Below are 19,684 nucleotides of genomic sequence, written 5' to 3'. Positions count from 1 at the left end.
ATTCCTACTGTTCACCAACGACTCCGGAGGTAGGCACGAATGGCGAGACAAGTATGGGCCGGTGTCGACGCCGGTAAGACCGCGCATCACTGCGTTGTAATCGATACCGATGGGGAGCAACTTTTGTCGCGGCGGATCGACAACGACGAACCCGCCTTGACTGACCTGATCGCCACGGTCGGCGACATTGCCGCCGGTGGCGAGGTCACCTGGGCGATGGACCTCAACGCCGGCGGCGGGGCACTGCTGATCGCTTTGCTGATCGACGCGCAACAGAGGCTGCTTTATCTGCCCGGCAGGACCGTGCACCACGCATCGAAGGGCTACCGAGGTGACGGTAAGTCCGACGCTAAGGATGCGGCAGTCATCGCCGATCAGGCGCGGATGCGCCGCGACCTGCAACCCCTGCGCCCGGGTGACGACATCGCGGTCGACCTCAGGATCCTGACCGCCCGCCGGGCAGACCTGGTCGCCGACCGCACCCGTGCAATCAACCGGATGCGCGCCACCTTGCTGGAGTTCTTCCCTGCGCTCGAGCGAGCCATCGACTACAGCAGTTCCAAGGCCGGGTTGACCTTGTTGACCGGCTACCAGACCCCCGATTCGATTCGCCGTATGGGCCACGCACGACTGGAGGCCTGGTTGCGTAACCGCAAGGTGCGCAATGCAGCCGCGGTCGCGCAGACCGCCATGGACGCGGCGCATCAGCAGCACGTCACGGTCCGCGGTCAGCAGGTCGCCGCGCAGATCGTGGCTCGGTTGGCCAAGGAGGTGATGACCCTCAACAGCGAAATCAGCGACACCGAAGCGCTGATCGAGGACCGATTTCGCCGCCACCCGCACGCCGAAATCCTGACCAGCATGCCCGGCTTCGGGACCATCCTGGCCGCAGAGTTCCTCGCCGCCACCGGCGGCGACATGACCGTCTTCGGCACCGTCGACCGCCTCGCTGGCGTCGCGGGCCTGGCACCAGTTCCCCGCGACTCCGGCCGGATCAGCGGCAACCTGCACCGGCCGCGGCACTACAGCCGCCGACTGCTGCGTTCCTGTTATCTCTCCGCGCAGGTTGCAGTACACCGCGATCCCGTCTCGCAGGTCTACTACCAACGCAAACGCCGCGAGGGCAAGACACACGTGCAAGCAGTCATCGCGCTCGCACGCCGTCGTCTCAACGTTCAATGGGCCATGCTCCGCGACCAGAAGCCCTACACCACAACCGATTCCGCAACCCACGTCCACGGCGCGGCCGCCTGACAACACCCTCCGATTCTCACCCCCTCTGGGGCTTGACAACTTCATTGAGATTCTCCTTGCAGACGCCCACGTGGGCCGGGGCGGCGGCGATGCGTACGCTGCTGTGCGCCGAGCAGACCGAGGCGCTCGACGGACTCGATGTGCCGCTCGTTCAGATCATCGGCACCGCCGACCCGGCGTTGTCGGTCCGTGGTGCTCGCTGGGTGGCCGAACAGGTGGGCGGTAAACTCATCGAGTTCGATTGCGGTCACTATCCGATGCTGGAGATGGCCGATGCGTTCGACGAGGCACTGCTGGCCGCGGTATGAGTACTAGGTCCCGGGTTGCACGTCTGTATAGACGTCTTGTCTGGACAGATCTAGACTTGGCCGCATGACCAGTACTTCGTACGCCCGGCGACGTCCACGGGACTTCGACGGCAATTCCGCCACCGAGTTGGCGGTATTCGACGCGACCGAGGAACTGCTCGCCCAGACATCGCTGCAGAAGCTCACCGTGGCGAAGATCCTGAAGAAGGCGGGGATATCCCGCGCCAACTTCTATCACTACTTCGCCAACAAGTACGACGTCCTCGTCGCGCTGCTGGGCCGGGTACTGGACACCTCCTATGGTGCCGACGGGCCGTGGTCGTCCGAGCCCGGACGTAACCGTTCCCGGCAGATGGGCGTGAGCCTGGAAAGCACCCTGCAGATGTGGGACGAGCATGGCGCGGTCATCTGTGCGGTGCTCGAGCACATGCATTCCGAGCCGGTCGTCGGGCGGATATGGCAGGGCATCTTCGAGCGCTTCGTCGATGCGGTCACCGAACAGATCGAGTTCGAACGCGGCGAGGGCCGCGCACCCGTCGGTCCCCCGGCCGACCTGGTGGCGGCGATGCTCATCAGCGCGGCCGAGCGCACGTTCTACGTGTCGAGCCGCGGTCTGGATCCGCGCCTTCCGGACGTGCGATCCACGGTGGCCCCGCTGCGGGCGATCAACGAGGCGGCGATCTACGGTGGCCGCTCCCTCTCGATCAGGGAGTCGGGCACTCCCATTGTCGCCCAATCAGATTCGATCGTTCTCACAGTGCCCGCCCCCACAGTGCCCGCCTTCGGTGGTGAAGCCGCCGACCTGGAGGGCACCGGCCGGTCGATCCTGGACGCCATGCGCGAACTGCTCGCCGATATCCCGCTGGCCGAACTGAGCGTCGCCCAGGTTCTGGACCGCGCGGGTGTCTCTCGCGCGTCGTTCTACTTCTATTTCCGGAGCAAGGAGGACGCGTTCATCGTCCTGTTCCGGGAGGCGGCCCGCGATGTCGTGACGGGTCTGGCGACGATGGGTGCGATCGATCGCGGTGATCGGGCCGCTTTCGTCGACGGTGTGCGCCAATGGCTCAACCTCGACGAATTCGCCAATGCGGTGATCCGCAACGCCGTGCACACCTGGCCGTGGTTGCCCGAGCTGCGCACCGAGTATCTGACCGCGATGAGTGCGATGGAAACCGTTCTCACGTCACTGATCGAGACCGATCGGGCGGCCGGACTCGCTCCGGCCGGACCCGCGGCGCCGCAGTACGCGGCCACCATCCTGTGGACCGTCGAGCGCACGGTGGCCGGCGCGCTGGCCGGCGAGGAGCACCTGACGGATTTCCCGGCTGTTGCCGCGATGGTCGGCGACTTCCTGTTCGCGGCACTGTACGGCCGTCGCGACACCTGAGCGGCCCGGGACCGCGACACGCGCCGCGCATCGGCCGCCCGTGTCCCGACGTGTGGTGAGCCCCCGCGCTCGGTGAGCCGCTACCGTCCGGTGAACTCCGGTCGGCGACGCTCGGCGAATGCCACTGCACCGGAACGGAAGTCGGCTGAATCGACCAGTGCGGTCTGTCCGGCCACCTCCGACTCGAAGACGGCATCCAGGTGCGGGAGCAGCGCGGCGTTCAGGGTGCGTTTGGTGGCGGCGAAGGCCAGGGTCGGGCCTGTCGCGAAACGCCGAGCCCGCTCGGTGACCGAGCCGGTCAGATCGTCCGCGGCGACGACGGCGTCGACCATTCCCCAGGATGCCGCGGTGGCGGCGTCGACCTGCTCGGCGAGCAGTGCCATCCGGTTGACCCGGCCGAATCCGATGCGGGCGCCGAGCAGCACGGAGGCGCCGGCGTCCAGGGTCAGGCCCACCTTGGCGAAGGCCAGGGAGAACACCGCGGTGTCGGCGGCGATGACGTGATCACAGGCCATGGCCAGTGCGCAGCCCACGCCGATCGCCGGTCCGTTGACCGCGGCGACCACCGGTTTGGGCATGGTGCGGATGGCCTTGACGATCGGGTTGTACCGCATCCGCAGCTCGTCCTCGGTCCGGGGAGCAAGGCGCCGCCCGGGCTCGACATCGGCGATGTCCAGGTCGGCGCCGGCGCAGAACGCCCGGCCGTCGCCGGTGAGCACCACGCAGCGCACCGAGTCGTCGGCGGCCACCCGGTCGATCTCGTCCCGCAGCGCCTGCTGCAGTGCGAAGTCGAAGGCGTTGAGCGAGGCCGGCCGCGACAGCGTCAGCCACGCGGTCGCGCCGGAGCGCCGGGTCCGGAGTACTGGGGGCGTGGATGGGCTCGACATGACTCCGACACTAGGCTATACACGCCGTACAGACAATATGTACGGCGATGGATTCAGTGCTGCGGCAGGGCTTGTCCGGCCATGGACTCCCGGCCGATCTGTACCTCGATGCCGTCCAGGAAGGCGTGCAGCATCCCGGTGAAGAACCTGTCGCCCGACCAGTCGCCGGTGTGCAGCGCGTCGACGACATCGGTATCGAAGGCGGCCGGGTTCGACGGCGTGGCCATCTCCGGCCGGCCGGTTGCGACACATACGGCCGAGCCGATGGTCATCCGGTGTACCGCCTCCAGGATGAACATCTGGAATCGGGGCGGCACCCCGTGCTCGCCGAGGATCCGGCAGTATTCGGCATAGAGACGTTCGAGCATGCCGCGCGGGAAGTACTCCACGACGATGGGTGCGGCCCGCTGGTGGGTGAGCAGGGTGTGGCGCACGGCGGTGGAGGCCTCGACCAGCCAGCTCTTCCAGTCGTCGGTGGCCGCCGGATCGGGGACCACGGGAACCTCGAGCAGCACGGCGCGGGCGACCTCGGCCAGGATCTCGGCCTTGTCGCTGAAGTGGTTGTAGAGCGAGGGCGCCTTGACTCCCAGCCTCCCGGCAACCCGCTCCAGGCTCAGCGCGCCCGGTCCGTCGGTGTCGATGATCTCGAGCGCGGCGGCGACGGCGTCTTCGCGGGCGATCAACGGCTTTCGACCCACCGGTCCCTCCCGTCCTCGTTGCTGGACCACACATTACAGCCGTCGCGACCGTCCGCTTGACGCAATAGACTAATGGCGATAGTTTATTGGGGTGAGGTGAATCACAGCCATGGCCTCGGGGTTCCTCGGGGTTCCCGGATGTGCGCTCGCGAAGAGCGCGTCCCGCACTGTCCACGCGTAACCCCGGGGCAGAGTTTCCGTCAGGAGAATGTGTCGTGCTCGTCGATCAGAATCAGTCGTCAGTCATCCACGCCCGTCGTACCCGCGCGCTGCGTGAACTGCTCAACCACCTCGACACCCGGGTGACCGACCAGTACCCCGACATCGCGAAGTTCGAGGCGATGGACTACCAGGACCCGGTGCGCGCCGAGCTCGAACGCGACCGGATCTTCGGCGAGGTGCCGTTCATCGTCGCGCATTCGTCGGAGGTGGCGCGCACCGGCGACTTCATCTCCCTGGACCTTCCGCGCAACAAGGTCGTCGTGGTGCGCCAGCGTGACGGCTCGGTGCGCGCGTTCATCAACGCGTGCCGCCATCGCGGCGCCCAGCTGGTGACCGAGGACTCGGGGACCTGCCGCATCTTCTCCTGCCCCTATCATCGCTGGTCGTACGGCATCAACGGAGAATTGCGTTCGGTCACGCTGAACAACACGTTCGGCGAATTCGACCGGTCCACCTCGGGGATGATCGAGATACCTGTCGAGGAACGGCACGGATTCGTCTGGGCCATCGACAACGCCGAGCGCGAGATCGATGTCGCCGCATGGCTCGGCCCCGAGATGGACGTCGTCATGGCCGAATACGAGATCGATCGGCTCATCAGCGTCGATCCGCACACCTACCAGCGCCCGGTGAACTGGAAGATCATGCAGGACGGCTTCCTGGACAACTATCACGTCAAGTACGCGCATCCGAACACCGCGGGAAAAATGCTGCACACCAACGCGGTGACCCTCGACGATCTGGGCAGATCCTTCTGGTTCCTCACCGCGCGCAAGAGCATCGACCAGTTCATCGGCCAGGACCTGGAATGGACGAAGGAGATGGAGGGGCACACCATCGAGAGCTGCTTCCTCGCCCCCAACACGATGCTTCTCAAACACGCCACCCATTTCGAGCTGCTCACCTTCCGCCCGGTCGGCGCCGACCCCGGCCAGTCGATCATGCAGATGCGGATCATGGCGCCCTCGGTCGAGGACAGCGGAATCACCGAGGAGCACTGGCATAAGCGCTGGGCCAAGAACTGGGGACTGCTGATCGCGATTCTGCACGACGAGGATTTCCCGATCCTGGACAGCTCGCAGAGTGCGCTGGCGAGTCTGGACGCGGGCACGATGCTGTTGGGTCGCAACGAGTTGGCCAGCCATCTATTCCGGCGCGAGGTCGACCGGCTGATCCGTGCGGAAGCGCCGGGCCGATGACGGTCGGCGAACATGTGCGCGTCGATCCCGCCCCACCGGAACTGGTCACGCTGACCTGGACGTCGGGTCCACCCGGCCCTGTGGCCCGGGAGATCCTCGACGCGGCGGCCCGGGCCGATGCCGAGATGACCTTCGGCCGCGCCGCCGGGGACGGCCTGTACCGGCGGGTATTCGCGACGGCGCTCGTGTACACCCGGCTACGCCGCTGGTCGGCGCCCCGCTCGGCGCACCCGATACCGGCCGCGGTCATCACGGTGCGCGGCGGCGGCGACAGGGGATTGGTGGTCGACGCGACAGTTCATCCCGAGTTCCGGTCCACGGGCGTGCTCACCGCATCGGTCGAGGACCTGCAACGGCGGCCGCCGCCGGCGATGATCGACGGCACTTTGCCGATCATCGTGTGTGCGTACGGTTCTCATCCGGCGGCGTTGCGGGCCGCCCACGGCTTCGGTGCCACGATCGGCGGTCGGCGGGATGTACTCGTGCTTCCGGATATGCAGGCGTATCTGCGGTCCAGGGCCGCGGACGGAAAATCGATGCGGGCGGTCGAGGTGGGTTCGGTGCCGGTCACCTCGCGGCATGCCCCTGTGTGGTCGCACGTCGACGGCCCACAGCAGCCGGTTCACTACGCCGCGACCTGTCCGGCGACCGGGGCGATTTCCGGCTGGTTCACCGTCGACTGGGCCGCACCGCACCACGGTGATAGCGAATCATATTGCACTGCAACACAACTGACGGTAGTAGCGGCCGATCCCGGGTGCCGCGACGAACGGGCCGCGCTGGCCGAGACGATCTCGGCGGCATTGTCGACGGCCTGGTGCCGCAGCACCGACACCCCGATCGAGGCCGTGACCGCCGCCGACGACGCGGTTCTCACCGAAGCCCTGCGGGCCGCGGCCTTCGAGCACGACCGCACGGACGTCGTCTTCCGGGCCGGTACGCGGTGGGCGCCGGATCCCCGGCACCTGTCCGATACCCCGGCGACAACGGCGCCGGCGCAATCGATCACCACGACACCCGGCCCGACCCCGGCGCCATAACAAACAAGGAGAATCTCAATGAAGTTGTCAAGCCCCAGAGGGGGTGAGAATCGGAGGGTGTTGTCAGGCGGCCGCGCCGTGGACGTGGGTTGCGGAATCGGTTGTGGTGTAGGGCTTCTGGTCGCGGAGCATGGCCCATTGAACGTTGAGACGACGGCGTGCGAGCGCGATGACTGCTTGCACGTGTGTCTTGCCCTCGCGGCGTTTGCGTTGGTAGTAGACCTGCGAGACGGGATCGCGGTGTACTGCAACCTGCGCGGAGAGATAACAGGAACGCAGCAGTCGGCGGCTGTAGTGCCGCGGCCGGTGCAGGTTGCCGCTGATCCGGCCGGAGTCGCGGGGAACTGGTGCCAGGCCCGCGACGCCAGCGAGGCGGTCGACGGTGCCGAAGACGGTCATGTCGCCGCCGGTGGCGGCGAGGAACTCTGCGGCCAGGATGGTCCCGAAGCCGGGCATGCTGGTCAGGATTTCGGCGTGCGGGTGGCGGCGAAATCGGTCCTCGATCAGCGCTTCGGTGTCGCTGATTTCGCTGTTGAGGGTCATCACCTCCTTGGCCAACCGAGCCACGATCTGCGCGGCGACCTGCTGACCGCGGACCGTGACGTGCTGCTGATGCGCCGCGTCCATGGCGGTCTGCGCGACCGCGGCTGCATTGCGCACCTTGCGGTTACGCAACCAGGCCTCCAGTCGTGCGTGGCCCATACGGCGAATCGAATCGGGGGTCTGGTAGCCGGTCAACAAGGTCAACCCGGCCTTGGAACTGCTGTAGTCGATGGCTCGCTCGAGCGCAGGGAAGAACTCCAGCAAGGTGGCGCGCATCCGGTTGATTGCACGGGTGCGGTCGGCGACCAGGTCTGCCCGGCGGGCGGTCAGGATCCTGAGGTCGACCGCGATGTCGTCACCCGGGCGCAGGGGTTGCAGGTCGCGGCGCATCCGCGCCTGATCGGCGATGACTGCCGCATCCTTAGCGTCGGACTTACCGTCACCTCGGTAGCCCTTCGATGCGTGGTGCACGGTCCTGCCGGGCAGATAAAGCAGCCTCTGTTGCGCGTCGATCAGCAAAGCGATCAGCAGTGCCCCGCCGCCGGCGTTGAGGTCCATCGCCCAGGTGACCTCGCCACCGGCGGCAATGTCGCCGACCGTGGCGATCAGGTCAGTCAAGGCGGGTTCGTCGTTGTCGATCCGCCGCGACAAAAGTTGCTCCCCATCGGTATCGATTACAACGCAGTGATGCGCGGTCTTACCGGCGTCGACACCGGCCCATACTTGTCTCGCCATTCGTGCCTACCTCCGGAGTCGTTGGTGAACAGTAGGAATCCCTGCAGACGACATCCCCGGCGTGTCCTTACACAGCGATCGCATCGCGTCTCTCAATCAGCGGTCGAGTCGTCGCAGGACACCGGGCGGCCATTCTCCTTCAGCTGTACCCACCAGCAACACGATGACAGCCATACCCGGAGCCCCAGGGCAACTCACAGCCTACGAAACCACAGGTCTCCGGTCACCCCATCTAGAAAGGTAAGGACACCCCGATGAACAGCTCGATACTTCGTCCGCTTGCCGCCTGGGCGAGCCGTAGCCCCGACCTCCAGGTGGTCGAATGTGGTACGGACTCGCTGACCTGGCGGCAATTGGCGTCCGCATCGGATCAGGTGGCCGCGCGGGTGGCGGCCCGTGGCATCAACCCCGGCGACCGGATCGCCGTCATCGGCCGTCCGTCGATCGACTGGGCCGTGGCCGCGTTGGGCATCATCAAGGCCGGTGCCATCATCTGCCCCCTCAACGAGCGCTCGGGACCCGCCGAGATCGATCAGGCGCTGGGCACGTTGGAGCCGGCGGTCGTCGTCGCCGCGGAGGCGTTCCGCGCGCTGATCGACGGCGTCGCGGGCCCGGCGGGGGTCGAGGTGGACGATCTCGCGACCTTCGTCCACGACGACGACGGCCCGGCCGGTGCCCCGGTGCCGGTCTGCACGCGCGCCGACGACGATCCGGTGGCGATCCTGTCGACGTCGGGGTCGACAGGTGCGCCCAAGGGTGTGGTCTTCACGCATCGGTCGCTGCTCAACGCCTTCTTCGAATGGAGTCTGCAGGAGCCGGGTTTCCTGCGCGCCCGGTCGCTGAATGTCAGTTCGATGGCCTTCGGTGCGGGCTTGCTCAACGGCTTCCTCGGGCCGCTGGTGCTGGGCGGGAGTCTGATCTTCCTGCCCAACTGGGACGCGGGTGTCGCGTTGCGGCTGATCCGGGACGGCAAGGTCACCCATCTGGGGGCGACCACCATCTTTTACGAGCAGATGGCCGCCGACCCGGACTTCGCCGACGCCGACCTGTCGTCGCTGACGGTGGCCTTCACCGGCGGAAATCCGGTCACGACCGAGTTGATCGCCGCGTGGTCGGCCAAGGGGATCGGACTGCGTCAGGTCTACGGCCTGACCGAGTCCCAGTCCAATACGACGGTCCCGTCCGTGGAGATGGCCATCGAGTATCCCGAGAGCGTCGGTCTGGGTGGTGTGCTGAACACCTTCGCCCTCAAGAACGCCGACGGCGCTGATTGCGAGCCCGGCGAGCCCGGCGAGATCTGGATCTCCGGCCCCGGTCTGGCGGCCGGGTACTGGCAGGACGCCGAACAGACCGAGGCCGCGTTCGGTGGCGGCTGGCTGCGAACGGGCGATGTCGCGGTGCGCGACGACGCGGGGCGACTGACGATCGTCGGGCGGCTCAAGGACATCATCATCTCCGGGGGCATCAACATCTATGCCGCCGAACTCGAACGCACGATCGCCGAGCTCGACGGCGTGCTCGAGGTCGCGGTGATCGGGGTCGCCGACGACGAGTTCGGCGAGACGCCGGCGGCATTGGTGCGCACCTCGGGCGAGCTGACCGCCGGTGACATCATCGAACACTGCCTGGCGCGGCTGGCGCGGTACAAGGCTCCGCGGTACGTCGAGTTCCTCGAGTCCCCGCTTCCCCGGACCGTGAGTATGAAGATCAAGAAGGGCGATCTGCGCTCGACGTACGCCGATCTGCCCGACCGGACGTCGAAGGTGGCGGTGCCCGGCAGGACGCTGCAGACCAGCTGACCGGACCTTGCGGGAAACCCGGCGCGAGCACCGTCTCGTGCCGGGTTCGTCGCTTTTCGCCCCGTACGGCCCGGGGTACCTGAACTGTCGCCGGCTACTGACGCAGTGCATAATAGTGGGCAGGGCGGTGTCGATGATTCGGTGCCGCAGACCTCACCGGGCAGCGGAAAGGAACCCAGCGCCATGTCGGGGAGTACGCGACGGTTGATCAAGAAGTACTCGAATCGAAAGCTGTACGACACCGAACGCCGCAAATTCACGACGATCGATGACGTCGCCGCGTTGGTCGAATCCGGTATCGACGTGCAGATCGTCGATCACAACACCGGTGTCGACCGGACCGACGAGGTGCTCGTCCAGCTGGTGCGCCGCAAGGTGCAGGCCAAACCCGAGTCGTCGAGCCTGTTCTCGGAGCTGGTTCGTGCTCCCGCCGACGTGGCGCAGAGCCTTGTCGACGGATTGACCACCATCAGCAATCTGCCCGAGGAAGCCAAGCTGCCGGGGCGGGGGCGGGCACGTCGATCGTCGGAACCGCCACCCAAGAACAATCAGGATCAGCAGGAGGAGATCCGGGAGTTGCGCGAGCAGATCGCGAAACTGACCGAGGTGGTCGCCAAGCTGGTCGATGCGCAATCACCGGACGACTCCGCGGACTGACTGCTCGCGCCCTGCGTATCCGTGGCCGATCCGGGCCGTACTCGTACGACGACAAAGGCTGCCGCACGGACGGTGTCCGCTCCGATTTCCGGGCGAGAACACCGTCTTGTGCGGCAGCCTTGATGCCTGCGCCCGTGTGAGGGGCGCTGTTACTACTTGGCGCCGGCCTTCACCGCGGCCAGCTGGTCGACCTTGGCGGTCAGCTCGGCCAGGGCGTTCTTGAGGGTTGCCACCTCATCGGCGCTCGGCGAATCGGTGCTCTCGTCGCTCAGGGCCGAGGTGGCGGCGTCGCGGGTCTTCTCCTCGATGTCCTGGGCGCGGTCGATCAGATCGTCGACGAGTGCCTTGCTGTCATCGATGACATCGCTGAGGAAGGTGGTCAGGGTGTTCTTGCGACGAGCTCCCATGGGAGTTCTCCAATCGTGTGGGGGTTTCGGTGCTTGATTTCTGCACTGCATAAATAATTACACGACGCGTAACGTGCGTCAATCGTCAGAAACTTGATCTGGATCACACCTGTGACCCGAATCCATTACGCGGCACCGGGAATCAATGCGTGAGATGTTCGACGATGAAGACCTGTACCTCGCCGACCAGGAAGCCCAGGATCGCGCCGACCATGATCAGCGTCTTCTCGTCGGCCCGGAAGACCGGGTGCAGAACGTTTTCGAACTCCTCGGGGGTCATCGCGGCCATCTTCTCCGACATCGTCGCCTCGATGTCGAGGGTCTCGGTCAGGTAGTCCGACGCTGAATCGAGCAGCAGATCCGGCAGTGCCACAAGCGCTTCGCTCGCGAACGCAGCACACATCGGTTCGATCTGGGTCAGGTCCAGACCCACCCGCGCGACCCCCTTGGTCGGGCCGCTCAGGATATCGAGGAATCCGTCGAACAGGCGGCCGGCGGAGATCCCCGCGAACTGCAGGTTGCCGAAATCGATGTCGCTGAACAGTGGGAGATCCCGCAGTTCGATGTCCACGTAGTTGCTCAGATCGCCGAGTTCCTCGCGCAGAGTGGCTTCGAGCACCTCGGCGACGACCTTTTCGACACGATCGTTGTCCGGTCCTGAGCACAGGCTGCGGATGAGCCGGTCCGGGGTGAGGACCTTGGTGCCGATCAACGAGCCGTAGTCTCGGGCGACCGGAATGCGGTGCTGCTGGAATAGTCCCTGCCACTTGATGAATCCCAGGTACTTCTTCGGCTCTCGGGGGTAGAAGATGAGCCGCAGTGCCGCCCAGTCGGTGAACCACCCGGTGAACAGACCGAACAGCGGCATGACCCACGGGTTGTGGGTGAGTGCCCAGACGGCAACCTGCACAAGGCCGATGAAGAACCCGAAGACGAAACCGCTGCGCCGGATGAAGGCGAACTCCCGACGCCCGACGCTTTTGAACATGGATTCGAGGGTTGTCGGATCGTTCAGAAACTCGTTGGTGGCCATCGTTTTCAGGTCGAAGACCTCATCGACGCGGTCCACGACCCCGTCCACCACCGACACGATGGCATCGGGTGCCGATCGCTGGACCCGCTCGATCACGAAGTCCTGGACCGGGGCGGGCAGCATATTCCACAGCGTGGGCTGGTACTCGGCCAGGATCTTGCGGGTGATCCGGGAGACCTCCGCCCGCAGCGGCCGATCGATCCGCGCGGCGAGTTCCGCGGGGTCGACGCGCTCGGCGATCTCCTTGGCGTTGATCAGCCGCGGGGTCAGGGTGTCGCACAGGATCGTCACCATCTGTGGTGCGCGCTTGGGGATAATGCCCTGCCATCCGAGCGGCCCGATCCCGGTGAACGTGTGCGGGCGAAACATCATGCGGATGGCGACGAGTTTGGTACTCCAGCCGATCAGCGCCGCCACGAAGGGCATCGCTACGTAGATCGGCCAGTTTCGCTGGAAATCATCGGTGATTTCGGCCCATGTCTGCACTGCTGCGTACTCCTACATCTCGACGCGGGACATCAGTGACCTGGACCTGGGGAACTGACGCTGACATATAACGAAATTTGTCTCATGTTGCATGGACAGTACACGCGGTCCGCGCCTGCGGCGTCGAATCCAAGTGACGTGACGTAAGTCATATTCGTGCCCGAGCCGCGGCGGCACTTGCCGGCCGCGGATGTGCCGACGGTACGGGACTGCCACGAGGGTGCTGACACTTGACAGAATTCGTCTCATGTAGTTTAACTAATGCCCATAGATGTGGCTCGGCTCACAATGGTCGTGTGAGCGAGGTCGGGCCACGGCTCGGCCGGATTCAGGAAGAGAGCGGTAGCGTATGTCGCGTTGGTGCGGGAGAGTGATTGACGTCACGTCCATACACTATGTATGCTCATCCTGTCTTTCGGGCTTCAGTGTCGCGGTGCAGTCAAAGGAAACCGCAGCTCACGCGAGCCGAACCGCAACTACGCAGGGTGTGCTATGACCATTTCCGCAATCACCTCCGACACCGGTAGCGCCGGGATCGCCGACGCCTTCGCCACCGCCCGGGAAACATTCCGGTCCGGCCGTACCCGCTCGCTGCAATGGCGCAAGGCGCAATTGGAAGGCCTGCTCGCGTTCATCGATGAGTGCGAGGGTGAGATCGCCGCCGCGATCGGCGAGGATATCGGTCGCGGTCCGATGGCGACATTCATGGCCGATGTCGCGCCGGTACGCCACGAGATCAGGCATACGCTCGGCAAACTGGCCGGCTGGATGAAGCCGACCTCGGTCTCGCTCAACGCGGCCACCGCCCCCGGCAAGGCCTGGACCATGCCCGAGCCCAAGGGCGTCGTGCTCGTCATCGGTGCGTGGAACTTCCCGGTTCTGCTGACGATCCACCCGCTCGTCAGCGCGCTGGCCGCGGGCAACACCGCGATCGTCAAGCCCTCGGAGCTGTCCGGCGCCACCGCCGAGCTCATCGCCCGGCTGCTGCCCCGCTACCTTGACCCCGGAGCCGTGCGGGTGATCACCGGCGACGCGGCCGTCAGCCGCGAGCTCACCGCACTCCCGGTCGACCACATCTTCTTCACCGGATCGACCGCCGTCGGTCGCGAGATCATGCGCAGCGCCGCGGCCAACCTCACGCCGGTCACACTCGAACTCGGTGGCAAGAGCCCGGTGATCGTCGCCGACGATGCCGACATCGACGTCGCCGCCCGCCGCATCGCGTGGGCCAAGTCGATCAACGCCGGCCAGGCGTGCATCGCGCCCGACTACGTGATCGTCACCGAATCGGCCCGGCCGCGTCTGGTGGAGCGGCTGATCGAGGAACTGCCGGCGCGGGCGTCCGCCGACAGCACCCGGATCGTGAACCGCAGGCATCTGGACCGGCTCGCGAACGCACTGGCCGGCCACGGCGGACATCAGATCGGCGGTCGCGTGAACGTCGCGAAGCTGACCGTGTCGCCGGCGCTGGTCACCGACCCCGACCTTGATTCGCAACTGATGCGCGAGGAGATCTTCGGCCCGATTCTGCCGTTGATCAGCGTGCCGACCATCGACGACGCCATCGATTTCGTCAATGACCGGCCTAAACCCCTTGCGCTATATGTCTTCACCGAATCTCGGGAGACCGAGCGCCGGGTACTGGAGAACACCTCTTCGGGGTCGGTCGGGATCAACCACATGCTCTACCAGCTCCTGGTCGACGAACTCCCTTTCGGAGGAGTCGGCGCATCTGGCATGGGCCGTTACCACGGCAAGCACGGATTTGACACTTTCAGCCATCACAAAGCGGTACTACGCAAGTCGACGAGGCCCGATCCGGCGGTCACCTATCCGCCGTACGGTCGTGCGATGCAGGCGATCCTGCGTCGCGTGATGGGCTGACACGAGGGCGGCAGCCGACTTGCCCGAACCGGATCTTCATGGGGTTCCGGTGCGCTCGTAGCTGCCCTCATACTCAGGCCCACTGAAAACGCCAGGCACCCAAGGTATTCGGGGCCATGGGTGGTCGCGGTACCAATCCAAGAGAGGAAACAATGAGCGTTGTCGCGCTCGAGTCGCAGCGTTCCGGTGTGGGGGACTGGTTCGGTGGTCTACTCGGATTTGTCGGCCGATTCTTTTCCGGCTTCCTAGGTCGGGTCTCGCAGAGCATCGCCACGATCGGGCGCTCCGCCTATCTGGCGGGCGAGATGATCAGGTATTCGGTCACCGACAGCATCTCGCTCCGGCTGGCCGGTGGTGAGGTCATCGACCAGACATGGCGGATGTTCAAGGTCACCGCCCTGCCGGCCCTACTGATGGCGGTGCCGATCGGTGCCGAGGTGTCTGTCCAGGTGGGCGGTGTGATGGACCAGGTGGGCGCCAACTCGCTGGCAGGCGCGGCCAGCGGTCTGGGCGTGGTCAGCCAGGGTGCGCCGATGGCCGCCGGGCTGCTGATGAGTGGTGCCGCCGCGTCGGCCATCGCCTCGGACCTCGGGGCGCGGTCGATCCGGGAGGAGATCGACGCGATGCGGGTGATGGGCGTCAATCCCGTTCAGCGCCTGATCGTTCCCCGGTTCCTGGCGATGATCCTGATCGCCCCCACCCTGTGCGTGATGATCATCGCCTCGGGCGTCGGTGCCGGTCTGGCCATCTCGGCGAACGTCAACAACGTTGTTCCGGCCAGTTTCTGGCAGTCGTTCGGCGCATTCGCCACACCGGTCGATCTGATCTTCTCGGTGGTCAAGGCGATTCTGTTCGCCTTCATCGTCGTGGTCATCGCCAGCCTGCGAGGGCTTGAGGCAAAGGGTGGCCCCAAAGGCGTGGCCAACGCGGTGAACGCGTCGGTCGTCCTCAGTGTGTTCTGCATCTTCATGACCAACCTCGCGGTCAGCCAGCTTCAGACCATGTTCTTCCCGGCTCGATTGGCGTAAACGATGGCACCTGAACCAGCTTCCTCCGAACCATTTGCACAGACAAGCGTTCCCGCGGGAACGATAGCGGCCCCCGGCGGACTTCTCGTCCGCGCCGGGCGGGCGATCTCCGCGAAGATCTCGGCGATGTTCGCCGAGATCGGGCAGATCGGGATGTTCGTCTGGAAGACGATCACCCTGCTGCCGACCACCATCCGGCACTACCGGAAACAGACCCTCAAGACCATGAACGACATGGCTTGGGGCAGCGGCTCGATCATCGTCGACGGCGGTGTGGTCAGCCTGATGTTCTTCCTGGGCATCGCCGTCGGTGCCGTGGTCGCGATCATGGCATTCATGGCCTTCGACCTGCTCGGCTTCGGCGCGCTGACGGGTATCATCAGCTCGTTCGGCAATATCCGGGTTGTCGCCCCGATCATCACGGGTATCGGTTTCGCCGCTCAGGCAGGCTGCCGGATGACCGCCGAGATCGGTGCCATGCGGATCTCGGAAGAGATCGATGCCACCGAGGTGATGGGCCTGCGCGCCATTCCGTTCGTGGTCGGTACCCGGCTCGTCGGCGGCATGCTGGTGGTGCTGCCGAGTTACGTCCTGGCACTGGTGATCAGCTTTATCACCGGCGGCATCATCGTGAAAACCTTCCACGATCAGCCGGCCGGTACCTACGACCACTATTTCGCCCAATTCGTCACCTGGCAGGACCTACTCGCATCGATAGCCAAGACGCTGATCTTCTGCGCCATCGTCACCCTGATCCACTGCTACTACGGGTATTTCGCCAGTGGTGGACCGGCGGGCGTGGGCGCGGCCTCCGGCCGGGCGATCCGGGCCAGCCTCGTCGCCATCGTCCTGCTCAACTTCCTTATGACCGTGCTTATCTGGGGCCTCAACCCGCCCCTTCCATTCAGGGGATGACGTGGCAAAGCTCACCAACCAAGACTTCATCCGGGGATCCGGCAGTACGCAGAATCGGGCACTGACCGTCGCGGGTCTGATCGCCTCGGCGATCATAGTGGTCGCCCTCGTGGGCACCGCGGTCCTGTATCCGCGCATCACCGCTCCCTCGGGCACCGAACTGCGACTGGTCGTGCCGGCCCTCGGACCGGGCGTGAAGACGAAAAGCAAAGTGTTGCTGCGCGGTGCGGAAGTCGGCGTCGTCAAGGGCGTCGACGCCACCGCGCCGGACACCGTGACACTGGACATCGTGCTGACCGACGAGGCGATCAAGAGCCTGACCGACGCCTTCGAGGTCGACTACCGTCCGGCCAACTACTTCGGTATCACCGCGGTCAACCTGATCGCCAAACCCGGCGGATCGCCGTTGCACGCGGGCCAGACCCTGTCGCGGGCCAAGGTCCCGGACTTCACCATGTCGACGATGATCGAACACGGCTCGACCGTGGTGGACGGAACCCTGTCCCGGGAGATGATCGCGACCCTGGACAAGGTGACCCGGTACGCGACCGGCCTGGCACCGCTGATCGAGACCATGATCGTCGTCAGCGATAATGTCGCGCGCACCCAGAAGCAACTGCCCAGCACCCTGCTGGCCAAGATGAACGACATCACCGACGTGTTCCCCGAGGCCAACAAGGAAACACTGCGCGGCCTGAACTCGATCACCAACAGCGTCTTCAACCGGATGCCGGACGGATCCCGCGGGGTGGACGAGGCCTATCACAAGCTGATGGACGATTCGCTGACCGTGGCCGCCACCGGTCTGTTCGGTGCGGTCGGACAGCTGCTCGGCTCCCACAGCACCGAACTCACCCCGTTCGTCACCTCGATCAAGCACCTGGTCGATCCGGTGTCGGGCATCCTCGGTGGCCCGGAATCGATGACCACACTCACCACCGCGGTGAACGCACTGCAGAGCGCCTTCGCCGGACCTCCCGGGGAACAGTCGCTGCGGCTGCGACTGGTACTCGATACGGTGCCCTCGGTGTCCCAGACCCTGGCGAGTGTGGGCGTGCGGCCCTCCTCCGACTACGCCGTGGGTATGAAGAAGGCGGGCACGAAGAAGGCGAGCACGAAGAAGGCCGATTCGAATTACTCGGGCGCCGCCGAGAAGCGGACGGCCGAGAACCAGACCACCGGACAGCCGGGAAGGGGTAACTGACATGGCGTCACCTCGAGTGCAAAATATCAAGACCGGCGTCAAGGTCATCGGTATCGCCGTGATCACCGTCCTGCTGTTCATCCTGGTGGTCAACGCGATGCGCAACCCGGTCGACGTCGACACCCGCAGCTACAGCGCCGATTTCACCGATGCCTCGGGTCTGCACCCGAATGGTGACGTGCGGTTCCGCGGCAAGCGGGTCGGCAAGGTGACCAGTGTCGAACTCAAGCAGGGGGCCGACAAGTCCACGCCGCTCGCACATGTGGAGTTCACCCTCGACACCGATCACGTCATCACCGACACCACCTCGTTGGCCATCAAGTACCAGAACCTGACCGGCGTCCGGTATGTGGACGTCCGGCCGGGGGAGGGGAACGGTCGGCGGGTCAGTCACGTCCCGACCGAGCGGACGGTGCCCTCGTTCGACATCACCCGGCTGTTCAACGGTCTGCAGCCGGTACTGGTGACCATGAACGCCAAGGACATCAACCAGTTCAGCGAGAACGCGATCGCGCTCCTGCAGGGTGATGGCGGCGGTCTGGGACCGATGCTCGACAGCACGCAGAAGCTGACCAAATACGCCAAGAACCGGCAGCAGCTGATCTCCACGCTTACCGGCAACCTCGCCCGCATCACCGAGTCGATGGGTGGACGCAACGAGAACGTCATAGGGTTCCTGCAGGCCGTGGACGAGCCGATGAGTGCCGCGATGACGGTGCTGGACGAGTTCGCCGTCACCGCCAGCGCCGGCCCGGCCCTGTTCGAACCACTCGAGCGGATCCTCGCCGCGCTCGAGATCAAGGAGGACACCGACATGGAGGTTCGGATCAAGTCGGTGTTCAAGGACGCAACCTCGGCGCTCGGCGTGTTCGAGCTGATGCCGAATACCCTGGCGGGCATCAAGTCCGCGGCTGACTTTCAGCCCGGAATACCCCCGTGTTCCAAGGGGAACGTATACATTCCGCTCGAAGCGACCTTCTTCATCAAGGGCAGTGAGGTGGTCCTGTGCAATCCGTGAAACGTAAGAAAGGCCGCAAGGACGGGCCGAATGAGAAGCTGATCGGTCTGACGGTGATCGCCACGGTCGTCGCACTGCTGGTGGCGCTCTTCGTGGTCTACCTGCGCCCGCCGGGAAAGAAGGAACTGTCGTTCGCGGTCACCGATGCCGCATCGTTGAGTTCCGGTGTCGACGTGCGCGTTGCGGGCATCGTCGTCGGCAAGGTCACCGACGTGGCGATCAAGTCCGATCACGTGCTGGTCAAAGCCAAGATCGACAAGTCCACCTTCGTCGGTGACCGCTCGACCGTCGATGTCCGCATGCTGACCCCGGTCGGTGGTTACGCGATCACCCTGATCCCCTCCGGGACAAGGGAATCGTCGGCGACGATCCCCGTCGACCGGGTGACCGTCCCGTACTCCATCGGCGACGTCATCCAGGCGGTACCCGACACCACCGACGAAGTAGACACCACCCGTTGGCATTCCAACATCAGGCAGGTCGCCGATGCGTTCGGTGACAACACCACGTCGCTGCGCTCGATCGTCGATGGTCTGGACTCGGTGACGGAGGTCTTCGCCAAGCAACGCACTCAGATCCATCAGATCGCCCGGCTGGCCTCGGAGTACCTGGGTACCTTCAACAACAATCGGGACTTCGTGTTCGATCTGGTCAAGAAGATCGATTCCGTCGTGACCACTTATCACATCAATTCCGCGGGATTCAACTACGCCTACACGCTGTTTTCCAGCGTGCTGTACAGGCTCGGCCCCTCATTCCGCCTGTACCTGGTGAACAGTGACCAGCTGGCTCCGCAGATTCATTCTCTGCTGGCCGATCTGCGCAAGATCATCAGTGAATTCGAGCCGACCATCACCGGTTTGATCGCGCTCAAGGACAAGCTCATGGGTGGCCTGACACCGGAGAACCTGCGCCAGTTGAGCAATGGACAGCTGTCCTTGAGCGGCCTGTGCATCCCCGTCCGCGGGAGGAAGTGCTGA

The 19,684-nt window shown here is 65.1% G+C and carries 18 protein-coding genes; 13 read left to right on the top strand and 5 right to left on the bottom strand.

The features are described from left to right. Positions 1–39 precede the first annotated feature (39 nt). The 3 genes from GII31_RS19705 (at position 40) to GII31_RS19695 (ending at position 2,949) form a co-directional block, all read left to right on the top strand. The gene (locus tag GII31_RS19705) at positions 40–1,254 is read left to right on the top strand and encodes an IS110 family RNA-guided transposase (protein ID WP_213243249.1); all 1,215 of its coding nucleotides are present in this window, start codon (positions 40–42) and stop codon (positions 1,252–1,254) included. Between the two features lie 32 nt (positions 1,255–1,286). Then, positions 1,287–1,562 carry an alpha/beta fold hydrolase gene (locus GII31_RS19700; RefSeq protein ID WP_260840126.1) on the top strand — a complete coding sequence of 92 codons (276 nt, stop codon included), beginning with the start codon at positions 1,287–1,289 and terminating at the stop codon, positions 1,560–1,562. Positions 1,563–1,626: 64 nt separating this feature from the next. Then, the gene (locus GII31_RS19695) at positions 1,627–2,949 is read left to right on the top strand and encodes a TetR/AcrR family transcriptional regulator (protein ID WP_260840125.1); all 1,323 of its coding nucleotides are present in this window, start codon (positions 1,627–1,629) and stop codon (positions 2,947–2,949) included. An 80-nt stretch (positions 2,950–3,029) separates the two neighbouring features. Here the strand turns inward: GII31_RS19695 and GII31_RS19690 are convergent, their stop codons facing one another. Together GII31_RS19690 and GII31_RS19685 are read right to left on the bottom strand one after the other, a co-directional pair. Continuing rightward, positions 3,030–3,836, bottom strand: coding sequence for an enoyl-CoA hydratase-related protein (locus GII31_RS19690; protein ID WP_213245044.1), 807 nt, complete (start codon positions 3,834–3,836; stop codon positions 3,030–3,032). Between the two features lie 53 nt (positions 3,837–3,889). Further along, complete coding sequence (locus tag GII31_RS19685) at positions 3,890–4,534, bottom strand: TetR/AcrR family transcriptional regulator (protein WP_213245043.1); 645 nt, start codon at positions 4,532–4,534, stop codon at positions 3,890–3,892. A 215-nt stretch (positions 4,535–4,749) separates the two neighbouring features. Between GII31_RS19685 and GII31_RS19680 the strand changes: the two genes are divergently transcribed. Both GII31_RS19680 and GII31_RS19675 read left to right on the top strand, forming a co-directional pair. After that, positions 4,750–5,955 carry an aromatic ring-hydroxylating oxygenase subunit alpha gene (locus GII31_RS19680; protein ID WP_246221965.1) on the top strand — a complete coding sequence of 402 codons (1,206 nt, stop codon included), beginning with the start codon at positions 4,750–4,752 and terminating at the stop codon, positions 5,953–5,955. After that, positions 5,952–6,995, top strand: coding sequence for a hypothetical protein (locus GII31_RS19675; protein ID WP_213245042.1), 1,044 nt, complete (start codon positions 5,952–5,954; stop codon positions 6,993–6,995). The genes GII31_RS19680 and GII31_RS19675 overlap by 4 nt, the downstream gene beginning before the upstream one ends. 63 nt (positions 6,996–7,058) lie before the next feature. On the opposite strand, the gene GII31_RS19670 is transcribed toward GII31_RS19675, so the two are convergent. Beyond that, positions 7,059–8,273, bottom strand: coding sequence for an IS110 family RNA-guided transposase (locus GII31_RS19670; protein ID WP_213243249.1), 1,215 nt, complete (start codon positions 8,271–8,273; stop codon positions 7,059–7,061). 254 nt (positions 8,274–8,527) lie between these two features. Between GII31_RS19670 and GII31_RS19665 the strand changes: the two genes are divergently transcribed. Both GII31_RS19665 and GII31_RS19660 read left to right on the top strand, forming a co-directional pair. Continuing rightward, positions 8,528–10,072, top strand: a complete 1,545-nt coding sequence (locus GII31_RS19665) for a class I adenylate-forming enzyme family protein (protein ID WP_213245041.1) — start codon at positions 8,528–8,530, stop codon at positions 10,070–10,072. Between the two features lie 183 nt (positions 10,073–10,255). Then, the gene (locus tag GII31_RS19660; RefSeq protein ID WP_213245040.1) at positions 10,256–10,729 is read left to right on the top strand and encodes a polyhydroxyalkanoate synthesis regulator DNA-binding domain-containing protein; all 474 of its coding nucleotides are present in this window, start codon (positions 10,256–10,258) and stop codon (positions 10,727–10,729) included. Between the two features lie 152 nt (positions 10,730–10,881). On the opposite strand, the gene GII31_RS19655 is transcribed toward GII31_RS19660, so the two are convergent. Both GII31_RS19655 and GII31_RS19650 read right to left on the bottom strand, forming a co-directional pair. Continuing rightward, positions 10,882–11,136, bottom strand: a complete 255-nt coding sequence (locus GII31_RS19655; protein ID WP_213245039.1) for a hypothetical protein — start codon at positions 11,134–11,136, stop codon at positions 10,882–10,884. Positions 11,137–11,278: 142 nt separating this feature from the next. Further along, positions 11,279–12,655, bottom strand: coding sequence for a DUF445 domain-containing protein (locus GII31_RS19650; protein ID WP_260840124.1), 1,377 nt, complete (start codon positions 12,653–12,655; stop codon positions 11,279–11,281). A gap of 492 nt (positions 12,656–13,147) precedes the next feature. On the opposite strand from GII31_RS19650, the gene GII31_RS19645 reads away from it, so the two are divergent. From GII31_RS19645 to GII31_RS19620, 6 genes are all read left to right on the top strand, one after another. Continuing rightward, positions 13,148–14,539 (top strand): aldehyde dehydrogenase family protein, encoded by a 1,392-nt coding sequence (locus tag GII31_RS19645; RefSeq protein WP_213245037.1) that lies wholly within the window; start codon positions 13,148–13,150, stop codon positions 14,537–14,539. A gap of 152 nt (positions 14,540–14,691) precedes the next feature. Then, positions 14,692–15,567: an ABC transporter permease gene (locus GII31_RS19640; protein WP_213245036.1), complete on the top strand. Its 876-nt coding sequence runs from the start codon at positions 14,692–14,694 to the stop codon at positions 15,565–15,567. A 126-nt stretch (positions 15,568–15,693) separates the two neighbouring features. Next, positions 15,694–16,482 (top strand): MlaE family ABC transporter permease, encoded by a 789-nt coding sequence (locus GII31_RS19635; protein ID WP_213250747.1) that lies wholly within the window; start codon positions 15,694–15,696, stop codon positions 16,480–16,482. 1 nt (position 16,483) lies between these two features. Beyond that, a complete protein-coding gene (locus GII31_RS19630) occupies positions 16,484–17,686 on the top strand; it encodes an MlaD family protein (RefSeq protein ID WP_246221964.1) in 1,203 nt (400 codons plus the stop codon). Between the two features lies 1 nt (position 17,687). Further along, positions 17,688–18,704: an MlaD family protein gene (locus GII31_RS19625; protein WP_213245035.1), complete on the top strand. Its 1,017-nt coding sequence runs from the start codon at positions 17,688–17,690 to the stop codon at positions 18,702–18,704. After that, on the top strand, positions 18,701–19,684 hold the full coding sequence (locus GII31_RS19620; protein ID WP_213245034.1) for an MlaD family protein: 984 nt from the start codon (positions 18,701–18,703) through the stop codon (positions 19,682–19,684). The genes GII31_RS19625 and GII31_RS19620 overlap by 4 nt, the downstream gene beginning before the upstream one ends.

Source organism: Gordonia pseudamarae, assembly GCF_025273675.1.
GTDB classification, from domain to species: domain Bacteria; phylum Actinomycetota; class Actinomycetes; order Mycobacteriales; family Mycobacteriaceae; genus Gordonia; species Gordonia pseudamarae.
The sequence above is the reverse complement of the archived record's forward strand: the minus strand, read 5'-3'. Positions and strand labels throughout refer to the sequence as shown.

What these genes read in the sequence shown, in the direction of transcription:
- GII31_RS19660 (WP_213245040.1), top strand. Translation starts at nt 10,256, where the DNA reads ATGTCGGGGAGTACGCGACGGTTGATCAAGAAGTACTCGAATCGAAAG.
- GII31_RS19665 (WP_213245041.1), top strand. Translation starts at nt 8,528, where the DNA reads ATGAACAGCTCGATACTTCGTCCGCTTGCCGCCTGGGCGAGCCGTAGC.
- GII31_RS19635 (WP_213250747.1), top strand. Translation starts at nt 15,694, where the DNA reads ATGTTCGCCGAGATCGGGCAGATCGGGATGTTCGTCTGGAAGACGATC.
- GII31_RS19670 (WP_213243249.1), bottom strand. Translation starts at nt 8,273, where the DNA reads ATGGCGAGACAAGTATGGGCCGGTGTCGACGCCGGTAAGACCGCGCAT.
- GII31_RS19675 (WP_213245042.1), top strand. Translation starts at nt 5,952, where the DNA reads ATGACGGTCGGCGAACATGTGCGCGTCGATCCCGCCCCACCGGAACTG.
- GII31_RS19640 (WP_213245036.1), top strand. Translation starts at nt 14,692, where the DNA reads ATGAGCGTTGTCGCGCTCGAGTCGCAGCGTTCCGGTGTGGGGGACTGG.
- GII31_RS19705 (WP_213243249.1), top strand. Translation starts at nt 40, where the DNA reads ATGGCGAGACAAGTATGGGCCGGTGTCGACGCCGGTAAGACCGCGCAT.
- GII31_RS19625 (WP_213245035.1), top strand. Translation starts at nt 17,688, where the DNA reads ATGGCGTCACCTCGAGTGCAAAATATCAAGACCGGCGTCAAGGTCATC.
- GII31_RS19690 (WP_213245044.1), bottom strand. Translation starts at nt 3,836, where the DNA reads ATGTCGAGCCCATCCACGCCCCCAGTACTCCGGACCCGGCGCTCCGGC.
- GII31_RS19655 (WP_213245039.1), bottom strand. Translation starts at nt 11,136, where the DNA reads ATGGGAGCTCGTCGCAAGAACACCCTGACCACCTTCCTCAGCGATGTC.
- GII31_RS19645 (WP_213245037.1), top strand. Translation starts at nt 13,148, where the DNA reads ATGACCATTTCCGCAATCACCTCCGACACCGGTAGCGCCGGGATCGCC.
- GII31_RS19695 (WP_260840125.1), top strand. Translation starts at nt 1,627, where the DNA reads ATGACCAGTACTTCGTACGCCCGGCGACGTCCACGGGACTTCGACGGC.